The organism is Nostoc sp. DedQUE05, from assembly GCF_034530955.1.
Classification (GTDB): domain Bacteria; phylum Cyanobacteriota; class Cyanobacteriia; order Cyanobacteriales; family Nostocaceae; genus Nostoc.
Genome location: NZ_JAVRCB010000014.1, coordinates 71,547 through 94,235, shown reverse-complemented (window position 1 = coordinate 94,235; position 22,689 = coordinate 71,547). Strand labels below are relative to the sequence as shown.

23 protein-coding genes and 1 tRNA gene are annotated in these 22,689 nt (G+C 42.7%); 11 read left to right on the top strand and 13 right to left on the bottom strand.

The features are described 5' to 3' along the window. Positions 1–66 precede the first annotated feature (66 nt). Both RMZ42_RS12700 and RMZ42_RS12695 read left to right on the top strand, forming a co-directional pair. Positions 67–158, top strand: a tRNA-Ser gene (locus RMZ42_RS12700). Positions 159–350: 192 nt separating this feature from the next. After that, positions 351–1,673, top strand: a complete 1,323-nt coding sequence (locus RMZ42_RS12695) for an ABC transporter substrate-binding protein (RefSeq protein ID WP_322671777.1) — start codon at positions 351–353, stop codon at positions 1,671–1,673. A 139-nt stretch (positions 1,674–1,812) separates the two neighbouring features. On the opposite strand, the gene RMZ42_RS12690 is transcribed toward RMZ42_RS12695, so the two are convergent. Next, positions 1,813–2,634, bottom strand: coding sequence for a hypothetical protein (locus tag RMZ42_RS12690; RefSeq protein ID WP_322671776.1), 822 nt, complete (start codon positions 2,632–2,634; stop codon positions 1,813–1,815). Between the two features lie 543 nt (positions 2,635–3,177). Between RMZ42_RS12690 and RMZ42_RS12685 the strand changes: the two genes are divergently transcribed. Both RMZ42_RS12685 and RMZ42_RS12680 read left to right on the top strand, forming a co-directional pair. Beyond that, positions 3,178–3,495 (top strand): hypothetical protein, encoded by a 318-nt coding sequence (locus tag RMZ42_RS12685; RefSeq protein WP_099102821.1) that lies wholly within the window; start codon positions 3,178–3,180, stop codon positions 3,493–3,495. Between the two features lie 240 nt (positions 3,496–3,735). Further along, positions 3,736–5,463, top strand: a complete 1,728-nt coding sequence (locus RMZ42_RS12680) for a succinate dehydrogenase/fumarate reductase flavoprotein subunit (protein WP_322671775.1) — start codon at positions 3,736–3,738, stop codon at positions 5,461–5,463. Positions 5,464–5,545: 82 nt separating this feature from the next. Here the strand turns inward: RMZ42_RS12680 and RMZ42_RS12675 are convergent, their stop codons facing one another. Both RMZ42_RS12675 and RMZ42_RS12670 read right to left on the bottom strand, forming a co-directional pair. Further along, on the bottom strand, positions 5,546–5,746 hold the full coding sequence (locus RMZ42_RS12675) for a DUF6887 family protein (RefSeq protein ID WP_322671774.1): 201 nt from the start codon (positions 5,744–5,746) through the stop codon (positions 5,546–5,548). Beyond that, positions 5,743–5,880, bottom strand: a complete 138-nt coding sequence (locus RMZ42_RS12670) for a hypothetical protein (RefSeq protein WP_322671773.1) — start codon at positions 5,878–5,880, stop codon at positions 5,743–5,745. The genes RMZ42_RS12675 and RMZ42_RS12670 overlap by 4 nt, the downstream gene beginning before the upstream one ends. A 135-nt stretch (positions 5,881–6,015) precedes the next feature. Between RMZ42_RS12670 and RMZ42_RS12665 the strand changes: the two genes are divergently transcribed. Next, a complete protein-coding gene (locus tag RMZ42_RS12665; protein ID WP_322671772.1) occupies positions 6,016–6,201 on the top strand; it encodes a DDE transposase family protein in 186 nt (61 codons plus the stop codon). Between the two features lie 78 nt (positions 6,202–6,279). Here the strand turns inward: RMZ42_RS12665 and ctpC are convergent, their stop codons facing one another. The 4 genes from ctpC to RMZ42_RS12645 form a co-directional block, all read right to left on the bottom strand. Then, positions 6,280–7,563, bottom strand: a complete 1,284-nt coding sequence (gene ctpC, locus RMZ42_RS12660; protein WP_322671771.1) for a carboxyl-terminal processing protease CtpC — start codon at positions 7,561–7,563, stop codon at positions 6,280–6,282. A gap of 291 nt (positions 7,564–7,854) precedes the next feature. Beyond that, positions 7,855–9,081, bottom strand: coding sequence for a (E)-4-hydroxy-3-methylbut-2-enyl-diphosphate synthase (gene ispG, locus RMZ42_RS12655; protein ID WP_322671770.1), 1,227 nt, complete (start codon positions 9,079–9,081; stop codon positions 7,855–7,857). Positions 9,082–9,327: 246 nt separating this feature from the next. Then, positions 9,328–9,906 carry an SMI1/KNR4 family protein gene (locus tag RMZ42_RS12650; RefSeq protein ID WP_322671769.1) on the bottom strand — a complete coding sequence of 193 codons (579 nt, stop codon included), beginning with the start codon at positions 9,904–9,906 and terminating at the stop codon, positions 9,328–9,330. A 44-nt stretch (positions 9,907–9,950) separates the two neighbouring features. Further along, complete coding sequence (locus tag RMZ42_RS12645; RefSeq protein WP_322671768.1) at positions 9,951–10,118, bottom strand: hypothetical protein; 168 nt, start codon at positions 10,116–10,118, stop codon at positions 9,951–9,953. On the opposite strand from RMZ42_RS12645, the gene RMZ42_RS12640 reads away from it, so the two are divergent. From RMZ42_RS12640 to RMZ42_RS12630, 3 genes are all read left to right on the top strand, one after another. Then, the gene (locus tag RMZ42_RS12640) at positions 10,117–10,335 is read left to right on the top strand and encodes a hypothetical protein (RefSeq protein WP_190955524.1); all 219 of its coding nucleotides are present in this window, start codon (positions 10,117–10,119) and stop codon (positions 10,333–10,335) included. The two genes, RMZ42_RS12645 and RMZ42_RS12640, sit on opposite strands and share 2 nt — an antisense overlap. Continuing rightward, on the top strand, positions 10,335–10,616 hold the full coding sequence (locus RMZ42_RS12635; protein ID WP_322671767.1) for a type II toxin-antitoxin system mRNA interferase toxin, RelE/StbE family: 282 nt from the start codon (positions 10,335–10,337) through the stop codon (positions 10,614–10,616). The genes RMZ42_RS12640 and RMZ42_RS12635 overlap by 1 nt, the downstream gene beginning before the upstream one ends. A 73-nt stretch (positions 10,617–10,689) precedes the next feature. Beyond that, positions 10,690–11,727, top strand: a complete 1,038-nt coding sequence (locus tag RMZ42_RS12630; RefSeq protein WP_322671766.1) for an isochorismatase — start codon at positions 10,690–10,692, stop codon at positions 11,725–11,727. Between the two features lie 64 nt (positions 11,728–11,791). On the opposite strand, the gene RMZ42_RS12625 is transcribed toward RMZ42_RS12630, so the two are convergent. Next, entirely contained in the window at positions 11,792–12,682 is an 891-nt protein-coding gene (locus tag RMZ42_RS12625) for a M23 family metallopeptidase (RefSeq protein WP_322671765.1), read from the bottom strand. A 321-nt stretch (positions 12,683–13,003) separates the two neighbouring features. Here RMZ42_RS12625 and RMZ42_RS12620 point away from each other — a divergent pair, with 321 nt between their 5' ends. Continuing rightward, entirely contained in the window at positions 13,004–14,212 is a 1,209-nt protein-coding gene (locus RMZ42_RS12620) for an HhoA/HhoB/HtrA family serine endopeptidase (RefSeq protein WP_322671764.1), read from the top strand. A gap of 97 nt (positions 14,213–14,309) precedes the next feature. Here RMZ42_RS12620 and RMZ42_RS12615 read toward each other — a convergent pair whose 3' ends face one another. The 3 genes from RMZ42_RS12615 to ispD all read right to left on the bottom strand — a co-directional run bounded on the left by RMZ42_RS12615 (position 14,310) and on the right by ispD (position 16,304). After that, complete coding sequence (locus tag RMZ42_RS12615; RefSeq protein ID WP_322671763.1) at positions 14,310–14,657, bottom strand: DUF760 domain-containing protein; 348 nt, start codon at positions 14,655–14,657, stop codon at positions 14,310–14,312. A 168-nt stretch (positions 14,658–14,825) separates the two neighbouring features. Beyond that, the gene (gene scpB, locus RMZ42_RS12610) at positions 14,826–15,374 is read right to left on the bottom strand and encodes an SMC-Scp complex subunit ScpB (protein ID WP_322671762.1); all 549 of its coding nucleotides are present in this window, start codon (positions 15,372–15,374) and stop codon (positions 14,826–14,828) included. Between the two features lie 240 nt (positions 15,375–15,614). Continuing rightward, a complete protein-coding gene (gene ispD / locus RMZ42_RS12605) occupies positions 15,615–16,304 on the bottom strand; it encodes a 2-C-methyl-D-erythritol 4-phosphate cytidylyltransferase (protein WP_322671761.1) in 690 nt (229 codons plus the stop codon). A 69-nt stretch (positions 16,305–16,373) separates the two neighbouring features. Here ispD and RMZ42_RS12600 point away from each other — a divergent pair, with 69 nt between their 5' ends. Then, positions 16,374–17,333, top strand: coding sequence for a glycosyltransferase family 9 protein (locus RMZ42_RS12600; protein WP_322671760.1), 960 nt, complete (start codon positions 16,374–16,376; stop codon positions 17,331–17,333). A gap of 440 nt (positions 17,334–17,773) precedes the next feature. Here RMZ42_RS12600 and RMZ42_RS12595 read toward each other — a convergent pair whose 3' ends face one another. Continuing rightward, positions 17,774–18,244, bottom strand: a complete 471-nt coding sequence (locus tag RMZ42_RS12595; protein ID WP_322671842.1) for a CRR6 family NdhI maturation factor — start codon at positions 18,242–18,244, stop codon at positions 17,774–17,776. A 663-nt stretch (positions 18,245–18,907) separates the two neighbouring features. On the opposite strand from RMZ42_RS12595, the gene RMZ42_RS12590 reads away from it, so the two are divergent. Next, positions 18,908–19,354 (top strand): Fur family transcriptional regulator, encoded by a 447-nt coding sequence (locus tag RMZ42_RS12590; RefSeq protein ID WP_322671759.1) that lies wholly within the window; start codon positions 18,908–18,910, stop codon positions 19,352–19,354. A gap of 179 nt (positions 19,355–19,533) precedes the next feature. On the opposite strand, the gene RMZ42_RS12585 is transcribed toward RMZ42_RS12590, so the two are convergent. Beyond that, positions 19,534–22,563: a pentapeptide repeat-containing protein gene (locus tag RMZ42_RS12585; RefSeq protein WP_322671758.1), complete on the bottom strand. Its 3,030-nt coding sequence runs from the start codon at positions 22,561–22,563 to the stop codon at positions 19,534–19,536. Between the last annotated feature and the right edge of the window lie 126 nt (positions 22,564–22,689).

The following is a 22,689-nucleotide window of genomic DNA, read 5'->3' as shown; positions in this document are numbered from 1 at the left end:
ATGACCAATGACAAATGACTATTGACTCTTAAGAGCAAGTCTGGTAACATTGATATTCGTGAGTCAGGAGAGGTGGCTGAGTGGTCGAAAGCGGCAGATTGCTAATCTGTTGTACGGCAGGCAACTCCGTACCGAGGGTTCGAATCCCTCCCTCTCCGTTTTTCAGCTTTTGATACACAGAGTATATTCTGTGTAAAAAAGAAATACTAATATCGGCGTAAATATTTCTACTCCTAAAGATAGATGATATGATCTATCTTTTGGAATCTTGATAAGATCCAGCTAAGTTACAAATCTAGTTTGGATTTTATTTTTAGGCTCCTAAGTGTTTTGAGGAGTGAAAGTAATTTATGAGAAAAATTAGTGCCGCCTTAAGTTTAAGTATAGCTACCCTTGCGGCTGGGTTTCTACTTGGGGCTTGTGGTGATAACAGTAACCCCAACGGCACAGCTAACAACGGAAGTACCGCAACTCCAGCGGCAAACTCAACTACTACAAGCAGTGCTAAAGGACTAAAAATTGGTTCCCTGTTACCGACGACAGGCGATTTGGCTTCTGTAGGACAGCAAATGTTAGGTTCCATACCTTTACTGGTCGATACGGTCAACGCTTGCGGTGGGGTAAATGGCGAACCTGTTACTTTAGTGCAAGTAGATGACCAAACCGACCCGAAAGCTGGAGCTGCCGGTATGACCAAACTAGCAACTTTAGATAAAGTTGCAGGTGTCGTTGGCTCCTTTGCCAGTAGCGTTTCTAGTGCAGCAGTCTCCATTGCCACACCTAATAAAGTCATGCTGGTTTCTCCTGGTAGTACCAGTACCGTGTTTACCGAAAAGGCACAAAAAGGCGACTATAAAGGCTTTTGGGCACGTACAGCTCCCCCCGATACCTACCAAGCACTAGCCTTAGCCCAACTTGCTAACAAAAAAGGTTTCAAGCGAGTTTCTACAGTCGTGATTAATAACGATTATGGCGTAGGGTTTGAAAAAGCATTCGTGCAAACTTTTGAAAAATTGGGTGGAACTATAGTTAATAAAGATAAGCCTGTCCGCTACGATCCAAAAGCCCAGACATTTGATACAGAAGCGGCTGCTGCTTTTGCTGGGAAGCCAGATGCAGTCCTAGCTGTAATGTATGCGGAAACTGGTAGTCTGTTCTTGAAAGCCGCCTATCAGCAAGGTGTGGCGAAGGGAGTACAGATTCTGCTGACAGATGGGGTAAAATCACCTACTTTTCCCGAACAAGTTGGCAAGGGCGATGATGGTAAATATATTTTAACTGGAGCGATCGGTACAGTACCGGGTTCCGATGGTAAAGCACTAGAAGCTTTCAACAAACTGTGGAAGGATAAAAAAGGTGGTGCGCCAGGGGAATACGCTCCTCAAGCTTGGGATGCAGCTGCTTTATTAACATTGGCGGCGCAAGCTGCTAAGGAAAATACAGGCGTTGGTATAGCCAGCAAAATTCGGGAAGTTGCTGATGGCCCTGGCACAGAAGTTACCGATGTCTGCGAGGGACTAAAGTTACTTAAAGATGGTAAAAAGATTAACTACCAAGGAGCTAGCGGCAATGTAGATGTTGATGCTAACGGCGATGTCGTTGGTGTATACGATGTTTGGACAGTAGGAGACGATGGCACAATTAAGGTGATTGACAAAGTTACCCCTAAGTAGAAGTTAGGAGTCAAGAGTCAAGAGTGAAGAGTTATGAGTTATGAATTAAGAATTAGGAGTTAGGAGTGAAGAGTTATGAGTTATAAGTGAAACATTACGAACTCTTAACTTCTAACTCATAACTCCTAACTCTTAACTTTTAAAGCCCACTGAAGTTGTAACCAACTCCTAATAACAAGCCCACATCAGTTTGATCGAAGAATCCGGCATTGATAGCAGCTGTTGCCGTAAATTGAGAAGTTAGAGGCACATCTATCCCACCAGACACCAAAAAGGCAAATTGCGAATCATCACCAGTTTTATAAGCTGCACCTACTCCGACGTAAGGTGCGATCGCTAATGGTTCGCTAAAAGCATCTGCTGGTTTAAAGGTAAAATCGTAGGTGATCGGAAGTAGAACTGTGGTGTTATCCCCAAATATGGCTGAGGGTCGTATTGATATAGAATTTGTCAGTCCGATTTTACTGACTACGGCAAAGTTACCATCGCCTAAAGACGTGTCACCACCACTCAAACCAATGTTAGCAGCGACGCCCAGATAGCTACTACCACCACTGGTAGTTCTACCTAAATCAATATCTGATTGCGCCACTTTGGTAGCAGATGGTTGAGCAGGAGTTTGAGAAGTCGGTTGTACAGGTTCAGAGGTTAGCGTTGCAGATGAGGTCGCCACTGTGCCTGGAACAGGTGTAGGTGTTAAACTAGCGTTTTTCTGTATCGCAGCGTTAGGCGATTGCTCTACCTTAGTTAAATTTGTGACTGTAAAAGTTTCAGTTGTTTCTGTAGAGAGGTTTTGGCTAAACTCGTTGGGAGACGCTACGGTTGCGGAAGGTTCAGTTAATGGTCGATCGCTCAATTTGTCTACTGTCTGGGCACTTGCAGATAAGCCGCTACTGAGAAATGTAAGAGCAGCTATACTTGGCAACCAAAAAACACCTTTACGAAGAAAAATAGTATTCACGTTCACTCCTAAAACAATGTCACCACGAAAAATAAAGGTTTTTGTTGATTTCAGTCAACAAATTCCGGCAATACTCAAAATTTAACACCAAAAAATCGGTTTTACATCCTGAATTTCCTTGATTTCTCTAGTTAATATTTACTAGCAAAAAATTAAATTCTATAGTAATCCTGAATCACTCGCGAGAAACAAGATACCCAACAACTTTTACAAAATTGGGGATTTGTGGGTTGCAATTTTCACAAATTAAATAGAATAAATATATTTATTTTAAATATCCTGAATTTGATAGATGACAAATAGTCTCTTTGCTTAGAAGCAAGATAGTGTTTGTTAAGGAGGCGATGCCTACAGCGGGCTGCGCCAACGCGATCGCCATCTCTTCCATGAACGAAAGAAGTTTGTTAACATAACTGCCTTGCCATTAAAGGTAGCTAGATTGTGAAGTGATATTACAAAGCTTGCAAAAATATTTAGAAATTGCCTACAAGGCAAACATAGTTCTAACGTAGAACCTATTAGGAGAGACTTGAGGCAAATGTGATGAGCGAAAATAATATTCAAAAGTACCGGTTTGTCTGTACCCTGACTTTCGGTGATATCTACGGTCAAATAATTGTTTGGTTGATTACAATTACCCTAAGTTTGGCATCAGCTTTGGCGTTGATGGGTGCTAAACGGCCCGTGTACGCTTTAGCAACAGCGGGTCTCGTTGTTCTGCTATCGCTACCTTTCTTGTTGTTCGCGTTTGTCACTACCTTGTTAAATCATATTGAAGTCAGTCCTGTAGGGCCAGGAACCAAAATGGAACCCATACCAGGTAATGTCTCTCAGCAACAACCTGTACAAGCAACTAGCTAACATAGTTAGGAGTTATGAGTAGAGACGCGATTAATTGCGTCTGTACAGGAGTTATGAGCCACTTTATCTGTGCCATAACTCTTTGTTTTTAACTTTTCACTCCTAATTTCAAAATTTGTTACAACCTCCCTGTATAGAAGCAGGGAATTTTTTTGTAGAGATGCTACTGTTACAACGCACTAGCTGATTAATCACGTCTCTACAATAGAACAGCAGTGGTTTGCTATCAAAGGGCTAATTATGCTGGAACACGATGTGATTATTGTCGGGGGCGGATTGGCGGGATGTCGCGCTGCTGTAGAAATTGCCCGCACTGACCCTAGTTTAAATATTGCTGTGGTTGCCAAAACCCACCCAATTCGTTCTCACTCGGTGGCGGCTCAAGGTGGTATGGCTGCATCGCTGAAAAATGTTGATTCCGAAGATAGTTGGGAAGCACACGCCTTTGATACTGTCAAGGGTTCTGATTACTTGGCAGACCAAGATGCTGTAGCGATTCTCGCTCAAGAAGCGCCAGATGTGGTAATTGACTTAGAACATCTCGGCGTTTTGTTCTCTCGCTTACCCGATGGGCGCATTGCCCAAAGAGCTTTTGGCGGACATTCTCACAACCGCACTTGTTACGCTGCTGACAAAACCGGTCACGCGATTTTGCACGAATTGGTTAACAATTTGCGGCGTTATGGGGTGCAAGTTTATGAAGAGTGGTACGTGATGCGTCTCATTTTAGAAGAAAATGAGGCGAAGGGTGTGGTCATGTTCCATCTTTTGGATGGACATATCGAGGTGGTGCGGGCTAAGGCGGTGATGTTTGCCACAGGGGGCTATGGTCGCGTTTATAACACTACCTCTAATGATTACGCTTCTTCGGGTGATGGTTTGGCAATGACTGCGATCGCAGGTTTGCCTCTCGAAGATATGGAATTTGTGCAGTTTCATCCCACTGGCTTATATCCAGTAGGGGTACTGATTTCGGAAGCGGTACGGGGAGAAGGGGCGTATCTGATTAACAGTGAAGGCGATCGCTTTATGGCGAACTATGCACCCAGTCGGATGGAACTAGCTCCTCGTGATATTACCTCACGAGCGATCGCTTACGAAATTCGCGCCGGACGTGGTATTCATCTCAATGGCAGTGCTGGTGGCCCCTTTGTCTATCTGGATCTGCGCCATCTGGGCAAAGAAAAAATTATGAGTCGCGTTCCCTTTTGTTGGGAAGAAGCCCATCGTTTAGTAGGTGTTGACGCAGTAACTCAACCGATGCCAGTCCGCCCGACAATTCACTATTGTATGGGTGGTATCCCAGTTAATACCGATGGTCAAGTTCGCAGTAGTGGTGATGGTTTAGTTGATGCTTTCTTTGCGGCTGGTGAAACATCTTGTGTTTCTGTACATGGTGCAAATCGTTTGGGGAGTAATTCACTACTGGAGTGTGTAGTTTATGGTAAGAGAACTGGAGCTGCGATCACCAAATTTGTGCAAAAACGGAAGTTACCTTCTGTAGATGAGCAACGGTATCTAACAGAAGCCCAGCAACAAATTCAAGCTTTGCTAGAACAACCAGGACAGTACCGCATTAACCAAGTCCGTGAAGCTTTTCAGGATTGTATGACTGAGTACTGCGGTGTTTTCCGCACTGAGGCATTAATGACTGAAGGCTTGCAGAAATTAGAAGAAATACAACAAAAATACCCGCAAATTTATTTAGATGACAAAGGTAGTTGCTGGAATACGGAACTCGTGGAAGCTTTGGAATTGAGAAGTTTGATGGTAGTAGGGCAGACCATTTTGGCATCAGCCCTAAATCGCCAAGAAAGTCGTGGCGCTCATTTCCGCGAAGATTATTCCCAGCGAGATGATACGAACTTTCTCAAACACACAATGGCTTACTATTCACCAGCAGGAATTGATATTCAATATCGACCGGTAGCGATTAATATGTTTGAGCCAAAAGAGCGGAAGTATTAGCCAAAGGTAAATTTATATGAGAAATCGAGGTGATTACAAAAATTTTGTTCACCTCGATTAAAAATATGAAATTATTAAGTTATCAATCAGAACCTAATTGTTTCTGAATCACAGCTATTATCTTTTCTTCCCAAGCCGGATCGTTTAATTGTATTGCAGCATCACGATGACGAGATTTTCGTCTATCCATGTAAGCATAAAAGGCTTCCTTATTATCCTTGTGGGTGATAAAGTAACTTTTTAGCTCTTGGTCGCTCATTGCTGCATAGTTTACCTTATTCATGGTTCTGTACTACCATCTGGTGTAATTTCTAGCTCTATTTCTTCATTTTGCCCAGCTAATATAAAGCCCAAAAGATAGCGAATTAACAGAGAAAATCTTTTGAGTGTAGAGTTAGCTACAGAAACTACCCTCAAGCATCTAAGATATTATTGATCCGAAAAAAACTAATTATACGATTACATTTGCTAAATCCCAGATTCAGCAAGTGCGAAGATATTTTCTGTATGGCATAAAATTCTTACTATAAAAACAAGATTTTTATTTAAAATATGAGCAATTCACAAACTTGGTACATTGTCAAGCGTTCTGCTGGAAACTGTGAAATTATCTCCAGCGACCAACTTGGCGATGATAATCTAGAAATTATAGAACAGTGGGGGCCTTTTAGTTCGCAAGAAGAAGCGATCGCTCGACGTGTCGGACTTATTAGGGCTGGAAAATGCAAACCAGTTTAAGTTAGTAGTTAGAAGTTGACAGTGATGGACTTTATTCCTAACTCCTCACTACTCACTCCTAACTTTATTCCTAACTCTTCATTTTTCTGCTGTAGATGTGCCCTGAGCAGCAATTTTTTTACCTATCACTTCCACCGCTTTAGCGAATTGAGGGTCTGCAAGAGTCGCGAGTTTGTCGCGTTCATGGAGCCACAAATCTTCCATCTGCTTTTTGCTCAAATCCACCTTCACATCTGGCGAAATGCCTTTGTGATTGATATCCGTACCATTGGGGGTATAGTAATGAGCAATTGTCACCGCTAATCCTGAACCATCTTCCAGGGGACGCACTGATTGCACTAGTCCCTTACCAAAGGTTTGAGTACCGACCAAAGTAGCACGCTTATTATCCTGCAAAGCCCCTGAGAGGATTTCACTGGCACTAGCGGAACCTTTATCTACCAGCACCACCAAGGGTTTATTTGTTAACGCTTTTCCGTTTGCCTCTTCCTTTTCTGCCTCTCCTTGGCGTTCAACAGTGGAGACAATCTTACCTTTATCTATCCACATCCGAGCAATATCGACACTGGAGAAGAGTAAGCCGCCTGGATTACCACGCAGATCGAGAATATATCCAGCTACCTTTTTGCTTTCTAAATTTTTGATAGCGGTTTGCATTTCTTTACCAGCATTGGCACTGAACTGGTTCAAACGGATGTAACCAAGATTGCCTGCTGGAGTTTTCTTTTCAGAAAACTTAACTGGATGGATTTCAATTCGCGCCCGTGTAATATCAAATTGTTTTATCTGCTTGTCGCGTTGAATAGTCAAGTTGACTTTCGATCCTGCTTCACCTCTAATCAAGGATACTGCCTGGTTAGTATCCATCCCCTTGGTATCTTTGCCGTCAATTTTGAGGATGATATCTTTTGCCAAAACACCAGCTTTAAAGGCTGGTGTATCTTCGATTGGCGCAATTACAACCAATTGCTTGGTTTTTTCATCCTGACTAATGGTGATCCCAATCCCTGTCAATTCTCCAGAGGTATCCACCTGCATATTCTTGAATTCCTCTGGACTCATAAACCGGGTGTATGGGTCATCTAGCTTTTTCAGCATTTCCCGAATGGACTTATATGCATCCTGCGGATTACTGTAGGACTTGCTCAAGTATTCCTTACGAACAGCTTGCCAATCTACCTGATTAAAAGTACCGTCGACATATTGGCGCTGAACAATTTGCCAAACTTCATCTACTAATTCTTTAGGACTTGCTTTAAATAAAGCCTGACCTCGCGAATGAATGCCAAGGCTAGTAACAGCGATCGTGGAGAGTGTAACTGCCGTAGCACCCAAAACAAGCCTATTTTTTGTAATCACCATAATGACAGCTGCGTCAGAGGGAAAATAATATAGTCAGTATGCTCAATCTAACACAGGCTACCACTGTACAGACCGAGTATGTATCCTTAATTTAAACAAAATACTTGACAATCCGGCGACCTTGATGGTTAAAAGATACAAAGTTTTTGGGGATTGGGTATGGGGCATTGGGCATTGGGCATTGGGCATTGAGAAGAGACAAGGTAGACAAGGAAGAAGGGGAAGATAAGGAGAGACTTGTTCAATAATTCCCTGTTGTCCCCCCTTGCCTCCCCTGCTCCCCTGCTCCCTTTAAGGTTCTACCCAGCGTTCATCTGCCTTAATGAGGTTAATTAATTCCTCTACACCTTTATCTTCTGGGACTTTTTTAATTTCTTCCCGACCACGATACAAAGAAATATAACCAGGTGTTTTGCCAACATACCCATAGTCGGCATCTGCCATTTCTCCGGGGCCATTGACAATACAACCCATCACTGCAATATCTAGTCCAGTTAAGTGTTTAGTGGCTTCCCGGACTTTGTGCAGTACTTCCTCTAGATTAAACAAAGTGCGCCCACAGGAAGGACAAGCGACGTACTCCACCATCGTTTTTCGCAATCCCAAAGCTTGGAGAATGCTGTAACAGACGGGAATTTCTTTTTCCGGTGCTTCTGTTAGTGAGACACGAATTGTATCGCCAATGCCATCAGCAAGTAAGGTAGCAATACCAGCCGTAGATTTAATTCGCCCGTATTCGCCATCACCGGCTTCCGTAACGCCTAAATGTAACGGGTAATCCATACCCAGTTCATCCATGCGCTTGGCTATCAGGCGATAGGCGGCTACCATCACCGGGACTCGTGAGGCTTTCATGGAAACTACCAAGTTGCGGAAATCCAAAGATTCACAAATGCGGATGAATTCTATGGCAGATTCCACCATTCCTTCGGGGGTGTCACCGTAAGTAAATAGCATTCTTTCAGCCAGAGAACCGTGATTTACCCCAATTCGCATCGATTTTCCTTGATCGCGCAAAGAAACTACTAGAGGTTCTAAGGTTTCGCGGATTTTATCGCCAATTTCGTCAAATTCGCTTTTAGTATACTCAGTGCGATTAATGTTTGGCTTTTCAAACACATACAAGCCTGGATTAATCCGTACTTTCTCTATGTGCTTGGCAACTTCCACGGCGATTTTCAGCCCATTGTGATGGACATCAGCCACAATGGGTACGTCTTGGTAAGTTTTTATTAATTTTTGTTTAATTTCCCCTAAAGCTTTAGCATGAGCCATACTCGGCACTGTGACGCGGACAATTTCGCAGCCTATTTCGTGCAGACGACGAATACCAGCCACGGAACCATCAATATCAAGGGTGTCTTCGTTAATCATTGACTGTACTACAACGGGGTAGCCACCGCCAATGGTGACATTTCCCACCTTTACGGGACGGGTTTTGCGCCGCTTGATAGTTGTATCAAAGGTAGGTTGGCTGGATGTAGTATTTGAAGTATCTACTATGGGCAGAGTTTGCATAACCTGATTAGGTAAATTTGCTGTGGTTAAAATATCAGATTTGATAAATCTCTGTTTCCCAGATTGCCACAGGTGGTGGCTCTTTGGGCGATTAGGTAGAAAAAAAGGAAAATAAGACAGGCAAAGAAATAAAGAGCAATTCAAAGGTTTTGCTCATTTATTAAAGATATATTGCTGAAAAATTCTTTTAACTGAGTAGCTTGAGTGCGATCGCTTTAACCTGACTAAGTTGCGTTGCTCCTAAATTTACAGACACCAGATACTATCCGCTTTGACTATACCTCCATATTCATGGGAGAAAACATATTGACCAGATTCTAAACCAGTGGCATATTCCTCTAGCCAGTTCTGAAAACTTGAAGCGACGAGTTTTCTCTTGGCGTCATCGTGCCACATCTGAATAATTTGTCCAATTTTGCCACCTTTAGCAGGAGCTAAGTCTAGACAATCGTGATTGCCAGCACCGTCATAGGTTAGTGGTATCCATAACGGACTCCACCAATCTGTACAAATTCCTATTCCTGGTTCTGGCTGACTTTCAGAATCATCGAAATTACCTCCATCTAGAAGTTCCTTCCAAACTTGCCATTCATCTTGAATGCGTTCAAGAGATAGAAATTCTCGTCCATTAATCAGCCCATAATCGTAAGCTAATTGTCCATTATGGATACGGTAAGAACTCTTGACATCATCAGGAAACTGTATCAGCAGAGCATCTTCTACTGCCTCGATCTGACTCTCTGATGCTCCAGGGTTCAATGTATCAAGAACTTGTGGAGTATTAGCTTTGAGCCAGAATTCTATTCTTGTCCAAATTTCCTGCATACCTGTAGCTGCCTCGAATATAAATATTTTCCCTTATGGTTGGTTTACAGATGAGTGGTTAAATCAACGGTTGGTGATGTTGCGAAGCTTGGATGACAGCGATCGCTAAATTTATTTAGTAATACAAATATACTATTAAGTAAAGAGGATGAGGAGCGATCGCTCCTACTAGCAGCTAAATTAGACTTATCATCAAATTCTTTGACGCCCATGCTAGAAAAAACATCTACATTCCAGAAAGCCATAGAAGCCGTAGAAGCATTAGATCCAGAAGCTCAGGCTATTCTTGTAGATATTATCCAAAAACGCCTCAAACAACAGCGGCGGGATGACTTATTAAAGGCGGTTGCAGAAGCTCGTGAAGCCTATGCTAAAGGGGAAGTACGTAGTGGAACTGTTGCTGATTTAATGGCGGAGTTAGATGATTGATGCAACTGCTATGGAGTGCAAGATTTATTCGAGATTTTAAGCGTTTAGCCCGTCGAAATCCAGAATTACGCTCTGTAGTTGAGCAAAGATTACAGCAACTTGCCGAAGATCCGTTTTACGCTGGTTTGCGTACTCATAAACTTAAAGGGGATTTATTGGGTACATGGGCTTGTTCGATAGACTACAATAATCGGATTCTATTTGAGTTTGTTCCTCATCCCGATTCTGGGGAATTAGTAATTTCTTTGTTGACCTTAGGTTCTCATGATGATGTTTACTAAGGTAACGCTAGACTTGAGAAAATTGGGGGATTGAAATCATAGATGTTATTACAGAATAAAAGCGGCTGTAATTATGAACACCCAAATAACACCCCAACTACCAATTCCCCCACATTTTAATCCTGAAGAAGTCGGCGAAGTCTGGCGCGTACCTTACCAAGAACGTGCCGCCGAAGCTGAAATCTGGGCAAAACAACACGATATCAAACCTGCATCTTTAGATAAAACTCGTATTTGCCTACTATTAATTGATGTCCAAAACACCTTCTGCATTCCTGGATTTGAACTATTTGTAGGTGGAAAATCTGGGAAAGGAGCGGTGGATGATAATGTCAGATTATGTGAGTTTATCTATCGCAACTTGGGAGTAATTACAAAAATTGTACCTACTCTAGATACCCACACAGCAACCCAAATCTTCCATCCGATCTTTTGGGTGAACGCTGCGGGACAACATCCCACCCCAGCCGCGACTAGCATTACACCAGCAGATATTGAACAAGGTATTTGGAAAGTCAATCCAGCAGTTGCTGACACTGTTACTAATGGCAATTATGAATTATTAGAAAAACATACTTACCATTATGTTAAGCAACTAAGTCAAGACGGTAAATATCCCCTCACAGTTTGGCCTTATCATTCTATGTTGGGTGGTATTGGTCATGCTTTAGTTCCATCGGTAGAAGAAGCGATATTTTTTCACGGTATTGCTCGTCAGAGTCAGACGCAATTTGAAATCAAAGGTGAGAATCCCTTAACAGAAAATTACTCTATTTTGCGTCCAGAGGTGTTGGAAGATTTTGAGCAACGTCCACTTGGTCAAAAAAACACGCAACTGATTCAGCAACTTTTAGAATTTGATACTGTTATTATTGGTGGTCAAGCTAAAAGTCATTGCGTCGCCTGGACAATTGACGATTTATTAACAGAAATTAAACAGGTAGATGCTGCCCTTGCTCAAAAAATCTATTTGCTAGAAGATTGCACTTCTCCTGTTGTTGTTCCTGGTGTTGTGGACTACACAGAACAGGCAGATGCAGCATTTAAAAGGTTTGCAGAAGCAGGAATGCACATCGTAAAATCTAGCGAAAATATAGCATCTTTTTTTTAACGCAAAGGATCGCAAAGGTTTCGCAGAGGAACACAGAGATTTCCTCTGCGTTTCAAAACTAACTTCATTTTTTCAAATAGCCCTTTGGATCTTCTGCTACCCAACCCAGAGATGAACTAGAGCGCACTTCAAAATGGAGATGCGGTTGACTGGAACTTGGTTTTCCACTAGTGCCTACTGTTCCCAGTGAGTCTCCTTTTTTCACTTGTTGACCGACAGTAACTTTGATACTGTCAAGCTGGGCGTAGCGGGTTTGGAGTCCGCCACTGTGGTTAATAATGACCAATTTGCCATAAGAACCTCGATCGCTGGCAAAGGCTACGGTTCCAGGTGCGATCGCTACCACATTACTACCAACTGGTGATAATAAGTCAACACCACTGTGGAAGAAAACTTCACCTGTCGCCGGGTCTATTTGCCAGCCGTAAGCTAATCCTACAGTTGCTATTTGCGCTAAGGGATATCCCGACAAAGAAGCACGGTTTGGTGTACCTGCATCAGTAGGTAAAGGGGACTTAGTTACAACACCATTGGGCGACCAATTTACTCCCGGAACAAACACGATTCTGGGGTTTTGTTGGCAGCCATTCACCTCAAACAGGCTATCAGCGCGAACTTTGTATTGTGCTGCCACTTGTCGCCAAGTTTGACCGCGAGGCACTTCGACTACAATCCCATTGTAGGGAGGAATTTGAAGCACACTACCAACAGCGGCAGCTGCACCGTTCTGCAAAGCTGGATTCATGCCAATAATAGTTGTCGGAATGAGATTGTAGCGCTGCGCTATGCTCTCCAAAGTTTCGCCACGAACAACTTTATGGCGTTGGAAGCGAGATAGGGCTGGAGTTGAGCAACCACTTACAGCAGCGTTAGCACTGTTTGAGTATGGCAGTATGCTTACTAGGCCCAAGGCGCTTAAGCTACAGAGAAATAGTTGACGAAAGGGTAAAGTCATGTATAAAGGTCAATAGCGCATTAACTTTAGATTTTAGATGGGAAGAATGGGAATTGGGGAGCAGAGGAGCAGGGGAGACAAGGGGGGCAAGAGGGACAAGGGGGAATTATTGAAAATCTCTCCCAAGTCTCCCCTTCTTTCTTGTCTTTTTTGTCTCTTCTCCATGCTTAATGCCCAATTCCCAATGTCCAATCCCCAATGCCCCATGCCCAATGACAAATGCCCAATCCCTAATTTCTCGTAAATTGATCTGTCCACTTGCCGTTCGCTTGACTACACTTAGAAATTAGCAACTGCATTGCTGTTCTTGAGCAAAACAATATGAAGTTATCCTTAAAGCAACTGGCGGTTTATGTGTTTTTACTGGTAATTGGCGGTGGTGCAGGTTTGTTTGGCAGTCGCTATCTCATTCCCCAAAATCGCTCGTTCCAACAGCTAAAAAATGTAACAATGGCTTCGCCTCCAGAATCCATAGTTCCGAATTCTCCTAACGGAGCTATTGGGGCTACTGGTGGCGATAACGTGAATTTTATTGCGACAGCAGTGCAAAAAGTTGGCCCGGCTGTAGTGCGAATTAATGCGACTCGCAAGGTAGCCAATCCTATCTCTGACGCTTTGAAAAATCCCATCTTGCGGCGATTCTTCGGAGAGGATGACCAACCAATTCCTCAAGAACGCATTGAGCGCGGTACAGGATCGGGATTTATTTTGAGCGATGATGGAGAATTACTCACCAACGCTCATGTAGTAGCAGATACAGATACAGTGCAAGTTACCCTCAAAGATGGTCGAAGTTTAGAGGGGAAGGTGGTAGGAGTTGATTCTGTGACAGATGTGGCGGTAGTGAAAATAAAAGCGAATGATTTGCCGACGGTAAAACTGGGCAATTCACAAAACCTGATTCCAGGGCAATGGGCGATCGCTATTGGCAATCCTTTGGGTTTAGATAATACTGTCACTATCGGTATCATCAGCGCTACCGATCGCACTAGCACTCAAGTTGGTGTCCCCGATAAGCGAGTCAGCTTTATCCAAACTGATGCCGCTATTAACCCTGGTAATTCTGGTGGCCCCTTATTAAACGCTCAAGGCGAGGTGATTGGTATTAACACAGCCATCCGCGCTGATGCTCAAGGACTCGGTTTTGCCATCCCCATCGAAACCGCCGCCCGTATCGCTAATGAACTTTTTACTAAAGGGCGTGTAGAACATCCCTTCCTGGGTGTTGAAATGGCAGACCTTTCTCCCATCAGAAAACAGCAGATTAATCAAGAAAATCAACTGAATATTCAGCAGGATGCTGGAATTGTGATTAAAGGAGTCACAGATGATTCCCCAGCCAAGCGTGGAGGACTGCTTCCTGGAGACGTGATTCAAAAAATTAACGGGAAACCAGTCAAAACTTCAGCCCAAGTTCAGAGGCTGGTAGAGTCGAGCAAAGTTGGAGACATAATAGCGATCGAAGTCAACCGCAGTGGTAAAGTTCAAACCTTCAAAGTCCAATCAGGAGCTTATCCTGAAAAGAACTAATCAAAATCATTCGTAATTTCTAGAGAGGGTCATTCCGAATTACGAATTAGTGATTATTTGGTCAATAGTCCCAGAATGTTTGACTAGCGACTATTAACTATTGGCCATTAGACAAATGCTCTAACTGCATTCTTTGTTCCATCTGGCGCAGAAAATACCCCGTCATCATGGCCGACGCTAGAAGTCCAGCTAAATTCTCCCGATCTGTTGTGATTTGCACGTTGAAATTTTCTGCCGGGAGCATTCCCACTAGCCCTTGGACATTTTGCGAGATGATTTGTTTAATTTCGGGGCTGGCGGACTGAGCAACCCTAGCTAAAACATCAGGAGACTGATGCTGTAGATATTTGAGTAACTGATTAGGGTATTCCTCAGAGTGGTCGGAAACAAGTTGATTAGGGTGTTCCTCGGAGTTGTCATTCAAAAAGTCAGGATTAAACACCATTGGCAGTTTTATTTAGCTTAATTGCTAACTCTACTCTAAACCATAGAACAAGAGTAGCGCATTCACCACGGGTATAAGTCAAGAGGAGGGGAGTGGGGCAGAGGAGGCAGGGGGCAGGAGGCAAGGGGAAAAGAGGTTATTTTTATTCTTTTCCGTGCTCCCTATTCCCTATTCTCTACTCGCCACTGTTTTTAGTTCTAGTTCTAGTTCTAGTTCTAGTTGTTCTTCCTTCTGACTTGTAGAAAGTATTTGTGGAAGTTGTTCGATTTGGAAATATTGATGGAATTTTGGGGTTACTTGGAGTGAGTAAGAGCGAGAATCGCTGTCTCGGCGTTTGCGGATGAAACCAAGTTCAACAAGTTCTGGGACGTGCTGATATACTCCTGAACCGCGTAGGTTAATCAAGTCGCTTTGGAGTATGGGACTATTAAGGGCGATCGCTGCCAAAGTTCGCAATGCACCTACACCCAATTCTACTGGTATCATCGTTTGCACTAAGTCATGAAAATCAGACCGGAGTTGCAAACTGTAACCATCTGGAGTTTCTACTACCTCTAGGGCACTATCTCGGTGGGCATAGTTGTCCATTAGTTCAATTATGCCTTCTTTGACAGTGGCGCGATCGCACGCGGCATACTCGGCGATTTCGCCGAGCGACAAGGGTTTACCCTTTAAATAGAGAATTGCTTCTATCTTCGTCGCTGTGGCTGTAATCATTTAGTCATTAGTCGTTTGTCATTGGTCATTAGTCATTGGTCATTAGTACATGACAACTAACAATCAACAAGTGTGTGGCATTATATCGTAAATTGTCAAAGTATTTTTTAAAATTGGGCATTGGGCATTGGGCAAAACAGTGTTGAGTAATGAGTAATGAGTGCTGAGTTAGGAGTTATTCTCCCCCTGCTCCTCTGCTCCTCAGCTCCTCTGCTCCCCTGCTCCCCCAGTCCCCAGTCCCTAATCCCCAGTCCCTCTATTTGTGAGAATAAATTCTGCGATCGCTAAATCTTGTGGAGTGGTCACTTTTAAATTTGTCTCTTCTCCCTCGACAATTCGGACTTCGATGCCGCACTTTTCAAATAAGGCAGCGTCGTCAGTTACTTCCCAATCTTGACGGACTCCTTCAGCATGGCACTGTTTCAACAACTTGACATCAAATCCTTGGGGAGTTTGTGCCGCCCATAGTTGTCGTCTGTCGGGTGTTTCTTGAATTATGCCTTGTTCGTTGACAACTTTGATGGTGTCTTTGACGGGTACACCAGCAATTAAACCGGGACAGTGGCGAATGGCCTCGGCACAAGAGTTAAATAAATCTGGTGTTACCAGGCATCTAGCACCATCGTGAATCAACACTTGTTCTGCGGCTATTGGCAGAGATTGCAAGCCATTGTAAACAGATTCTTGGCGGGTGGAGCCACCTTGAATCAATTCCACTGGTTTAGTCAGCTTCAGATCGGCGAGAATTGCATTGAACTCTGGCCAATCGCTAGACTGAGAAATGATCCCGATCCAACTGATTGTACTGGCGGCTTCTGCGGCTAATAAAGTCCAAGCAATAATTGGTTGCGATCGCACTCTTAGCAGGAGTTTATTGCGGTTACTACCCATTCTTTTTCCGATTCCCGCAGCTGGAATTAGTAAATACACAGAATTCCTCAATCTTTAAGCTATATATTTTCCCCTAAAATAGGGAGCGAGTAAGCGTCAATAAATATTATGCGAGTAGTAGCCCTTGTACCTGGCGGAATTGGCGACCAAATTCTCTTCTTTCCGACTCTAGATGACCTGAAGCGCCATTACCCTGATGCTCAGATAGATGTCGTTGTTGAACCCCGGTCAAAGGCTGCCTACCGAGTGAGCAAGTCAGTTCACGAGGTGCTGAACTTTGATTTTAATGACCGTAACAGTCTGGCAGATTGGGGTAATTTAGTTGGGACAATTCGCGATCGCGAATACGATGTTGCCATTGCTGTTAAGCAAAATTGGTTGGTGGGTCTTTTACTCTGGTTGACGGGAATTCCTATACGCATTGGCTACCAAGGCAAAGGATCGGGTTTTCTTACCCATACTGTGCCGTTGAAATCATCCCAGTATGTCGCAGCAGTTTATCACGACTTGCTGCAACCGTTGGAAATAAATAGCCCTGTCCCAGAGTTAGCAGTAAATGTACCAAAACCAGATATTGAATGGGCACAAAAGGAACAAAAACGTTTAGGGGTTCATGAAACAGGCTATATCTTGATTCATGGGGGTTCTGGCCAGTTATCCCAGGCTAAAGAACTGGATAAAATCTACCCTGTCGAGAATTGGCAACAAATTATTCAAGCCTTCCAACAAAAGCAGCCGGATTTACCTGTGGTGCTTATTAAGGGGCTTGATGATGAGCTGTTTGTGCGATCGCTTCTGGAGTCTTCTCCAGATATCAAGGTGACTGCCCCAGATGATATTGGTAAGTTAACTGCCATAATTGCTGGGGCAAATTTGATGTTATCTACTGATAGCGCGGCCCTACAACTGAGTGTTGCAGTCCAAACTTATACCATTGCCATCTTTGGGCCCAGCAATCCAGCTAAGTTGTTGCCGAAAAACGATAAATTCCTAGCTATTGAATCCCTTACGGGAAAAACGGCGGATATTTCACCAAACACAGTTTTAGAGAAAATTTGGGGTGGCTAAACCAGTAGTTTTCCCAAACTTAGATACCTAGAACAGACAGTAAGCCTCAAAACCTCTCTCCTGGAAAGAGAGAGGTGAATATATAATGCATACAAATGAAAAGCTCTATAATTTATCACTCAGCCGTTGTCACAAGTTGGCAACGGCTTTCAGTTTTTATTTAGACAAATCGTATTCTAGTGCGTTATACCACAATAAAGTTGAGTTAAACCCAAAATCCTTAAAAATATACTATAGTTCAATACGATTCAATTAAGTTTCTGGTATTGATTTCGGCAAATAGAGGCGCGAAATTATACTTTGTGTCGGTCAATGGGCTAACGCTTCTCTACAGAAGATTTAGGGTTTAACTGAACGATATTGCAATATCAGAATAACCTCACACAGTTTACTAAAACGAAGAAAATTTTCTCAAAACTCTTCCATCACCTATTAGCTATTTAAAATATTTCAAAAAAAGCATCATCTAATTCATAACCTAGAATTTGCGCCATAGACTTTAAGCGCGAGAGGCTGGGTATGTTTTGTTGTTTCAGCCAATCACCTAAAATAAAGATTTTGTGCATCAAAAATATCTCTAAGGCTTCAGGATTGTACTGAATACCTTCTTGGGAACTAAACTGGTGTGGTACAAGCATGGCGGCATAACGAGCAAATTCCCCAGCTTTCCAATCTAGTAAAAATGGCAACCAGGGATATTTGGCATCTAGACGCACAAACCACAGGCGCACCTCTGGAATTTCTGAGAGTTCCCGTGGATCTCCAGGCTGGAGATCGTAATTGACATCAAAGCGTAGCTGCTGTTCGTGGGATGCAATCCCATCTTGCAGCATTTTTTCAATCACCGTTGATGCAGGGGACAGATCCAGATTGTTAATGAAGTCATTATTGAGTGCGATCGCAATTGTCATTGATTTAGCAGCCACTTTCTTGATGCTCAACTGTAGGATCGAGAATATACAGTAGCAGCTTTCAGGGATTGACGCTACATTGACTTTTGATCGCACAATGTCTTTTTCATAAATAAATTAGTATTTACTGATACTTTTTGCTGATAATTTCGTCAACCCATACAAGGTTTAAACACAAGTCTGACCTCGATCAAATTTATTTGATACTTTTGCTTAATTTTCGGTGATTATAACAAATATACATTTAGTTACTAGCTTTGATATGAGCCACTGGCTATCGCTATTCACTTCACTGATTTTTACTAAAATTAAATGTTACTTTTATCATTGCTATAATTACTCGCATCTAATTAAATAATTACTACACGATTAATATGGTACGCCATTAGAATCAGCCTACTTGGGCAAGGCAATGGCTGCCCCAAGGTGGACATTTACAGCAATTTTAAGTTAAAGTTGTAATGAGTTTGTTTTAGATTAAGGTCTGACAAAGTAGCCGTCAACAAGCAAAAAAAATCATAATCGCCACCTGTCACTTTCACAGCATCAAAAGCCAAAACATAAGTACAGGTGAGACAGCGGTGTGCAATATCATTGCATATATTAAATAACCAATAAACATTTAGACGGGAAAATTCCGCCCAACAGTTAACAAGCTGTAATATGCAAAAACAAACAATTACTACAAAACCAATTCGTTCCTTAGAAGATGCACTTGAGCGCTGTCAAATCCTGGGTATGCGCGTCAGTCGTCAGCGTCGCTTTATTCTGGAATTACTTTGGCAAGCAAATGAACATCTTGCTGCAAGAGAGATTTACGATCGCTTGAACCAACAAGGCAAAGAGATCGGTCATACCTCTGTTTATCAAAATTTAGAAGCACTATCCAGTCAAGGCATTATTGAGTGTATTGAACGCTGTGATGGACGTTTGTACGGCAACATTAGTGACTCTCACAGTCATATAAACTGTTTGGATACAAATCAAATTCTTGATGTTCATGTGGAACTACCAGAAGATTTGATCCGCAAAATTGAAGAAGAAACAGGAGTGCGGATTACTGAGTACAGTATTAACTTTTTTGGCTACCGCAATCCGCAAGAGGTCTAGGGAGCAGGGAGCAGGGAGCAGGGAGCAGGGGAGCAGGGGGCAGGGGAGCAGGGGAGCAGGGGAGACAAGGGGACAAGGGGGAATTATTGAACAAGTCTTTTCCTTTTTTCTTGTCTACCTTGTCTCTTCCCCATGCCCCATGCCCAATGCCCAATGCCCAATGCCCAATGCCCCATGCCCTATTCTCCAATCGAATTCTTACTAAAAACTGTCTCATCATCGACATCATCATCTAAATCTACTGACAAAATTGCGCCTTCACAGCTTTCAATTAGTCCGATCGCAGGGGTTTCGTTCCAATTAACGTTTGTGTTTGGCGTGATTTTCACAGTGTTTAAAAAGCGCTGCTGCGATGCCTGCGGCGGTAAACTACGCAAATGTTTCAGTTTTTGAAACAACTCTTTAGAGAACAAGGCTCCATTATCAGCAGCCAATTTTTTGTCACTCGCCGCAAGGATAGCGTCAAATAAGCAGGCGTTGGTGAGATCGGCAGAATTAAGATTTGTCCCCATCAGGTTTGCCTGTTGCAGGTTTGCGCCTGTGAGATTTGCCTGTTGTAAATTCGCACCTGCAAGGTTTGCGTGTTGTAAGTTAGCACCTGCGAGGTTCGCCTGTTGCAAATTGGCTCCAGCCAAATTCGCCCCTGTTAACTCCGCATTAGATAAATTTGTTTGCTCAAGATTTACCCCAGTTAACATCACTTGCAATAAAGAGGCTCCCGATAAATTCAGTCCAGCCAGAGACTTGATTCGGGTTGCGAAAGCACTTTTATGTAAAACCGTTGTCCTAGCAATTAGCACACTCAACACTTCTGGATTGAATTCTGTCAAATTGACTGGATTCCCACAAGGCCAAAATGGAACTTTTGTTTCTCGGTAGCAAGCACAAAGCAATAAAAATACATTCAGTCCCACCGCAGCATTCACCTGTTCAACATTCACAGGGTTTTGCAGTGCATGAAAATTAGTCAAAGCGTTGTGCGCTATCCCCTCATCTAACCAACGTCCTTGACAGTAAGCACGCCAGAAAGATAAAAGACGTTGAAATAAAACTTCAAACGAAAATTTGTGCTTTTGCTGGCGACGCAATCCGGCGATCGCTAGTTCTTCTATTTCTTGGCTAAGTATCCCGTAACCTAATAAATTATAAATATTCTGAGCTACGCTACTGGAATCAAGTACAAAAGTGTGCGTACCATAAGCCTCATCTTGGTACTGAGTCAGAAGTTTAAGTTGGGCAACAATAGCATCTGCACAAAGAGATTCTCCTAATTTGAGATGCGAAAACTCAATTAAACTACTTTTCGCTGCGCTTTCACCTGAGCTTTTTACATCCCAAATTTTAAAATAAAACGCTGGTAAAGTATTAAATTCACCAGTTAGATTAATTTGATGACGTTGCGAGTGTAAAATTTTGAGAGCGATCGCTTGCATCCGATCGAGTAAATCTTGGGGAAGACGATTAGCGAGTAGATTAGCGATCGCTTCTGGAGTCCGATGAATATGAGCTGTACCCGAACGCAGTAACATCGTCTTGATCCCACCAATTAACGGATAACCCAACAACCATCGACTCAGACGATGATGAATTTCCCATAACAGAAAAGACTTTTGGGTATTAGCTGCTAACTGCAATAGTTCATCATCTAGCAATCCCTCACGGTGCAAGAGGCCTAATAAATGCAGCATTAGGGGTTGACGGATAAGGGGAGATAATTCGCTTAACTTTGATTGGCTATTAAATAACCCTGCCTGTTTTAATAATGTAAATAAATTTTGAGCAATGGGTAATGATTGCACTTTTGCCCACTGTTGAAACCATTGCTTGAATTCGTCTACATCCAATGGCTGAATAATAATTCGCTTCAACAATAGCGGTAGTTCCGAGACGATTTCTGGTAAAGTCGTTGAGCGACTTGTCAACACAATTTTGTGGCGGTGCTGAGATTGAAGGTTTAGTAATTGCTGAATAAAAATTGCTTGTGCCCTGATACCCTGGACAGAATGGGGCAGTTCATCCAAACCATCCAGCAGCAACAGACAAGGGAGATTTTCTTGCTCTAACCAAGTTGAAAGATTAACACCAAAGGCAGAATTTAGAGTTTCGATTAAAGTTTTACCGTATTTTACATCTCGCAACCTAATTACTATAGGCATCCAAGTAGGGTAAAATTCCTGTGCTACCTGTGCTGCCCAAAGTTGGCAAAAACTAGTTTTTCCATAACCTGGTTCTGACTCAATAACAGCGATCGTTTCTAAATCAGTTAACTGTTGCTGCGCCCATGTTTTTAAATCAACTGGTTTAACAGCTTTTTTATCTTGTTCAGAAATATTTTCTTCTATTGGTAAGCCTTTTTGTGGCACATAGATATCCTTAAGAGCAAAGGATTCCATCAGTAAAGGGATACTGAGGTTTTTAATCAAACTTGCACGGTAATGTTCTCGGTGCAAATCAATTTTTTCACTGACTGTAGAACCAACTTCTGGGGTAATGAAACTGGGAGATAATGAGATCCCCAAACGGAAAAATTTTTGCAGTTGGGCTAAAGGTGCAGCATTCTCAGTGACGACTACTAGTATGTCACCAGGAAGTGAGTTGACTAAACGCTGTGTTAGAAGTTTTGCTTCCGGTTCCTCTGCACCATTGGCAACTAACCAAGCGATAGTAGCATTATTTATTTGTTGCACTAGTAATGAATCTGCAACCGAAGACAGTGCTTGTTCAGCTTGAGTATCAGTCAATTTACCTGGGCTGAGAGTTTTTAGCAATCCTTGTAGTTGCGAATCTTGGAAAATGAGTTTACCCACATCTTCTTTAAGTATGTGTGCTTGTATGGGTATAATTGCTCGGTCTAACCACGGTTTTTGTAGGCTTGCTTCCTGCTCTAGAATTGCTTGCAAAGCTTGGAGATAGGCAATTTGAAACGCTAGCCATGTCCCTTCGTTACGTTTTAACGGTTTTTTTTGGCTGAGGCTACGCAACAGTTTTTCTGTCAACTGGGAAATGACACTAATTTCTTCCCAAACAATACTTAAGGGCAGTTCTAAAACCTCTACCAAGATACAGATATCAAAAGGCATCAGGCTTTTGAGTTCCATATCCTGAACAATACGGTAGGCAATACCTGCCAATTGCCCCTCAGAAAACTCTCTGATTTGATTGATTGCAATATGGCGTTCTGCCAACCAGTGCCGAATACTCAGGTTCATTTAATCACACAGTGAAAGCTGTTTATGGCAATTACGATCGATTTATCAGTTTGCGAAAACAGATGACAATGGGGAAGACAAAGTTTTATATCAAAGTTGTTTTCTGATTGGTAAAAAACAGTGCCG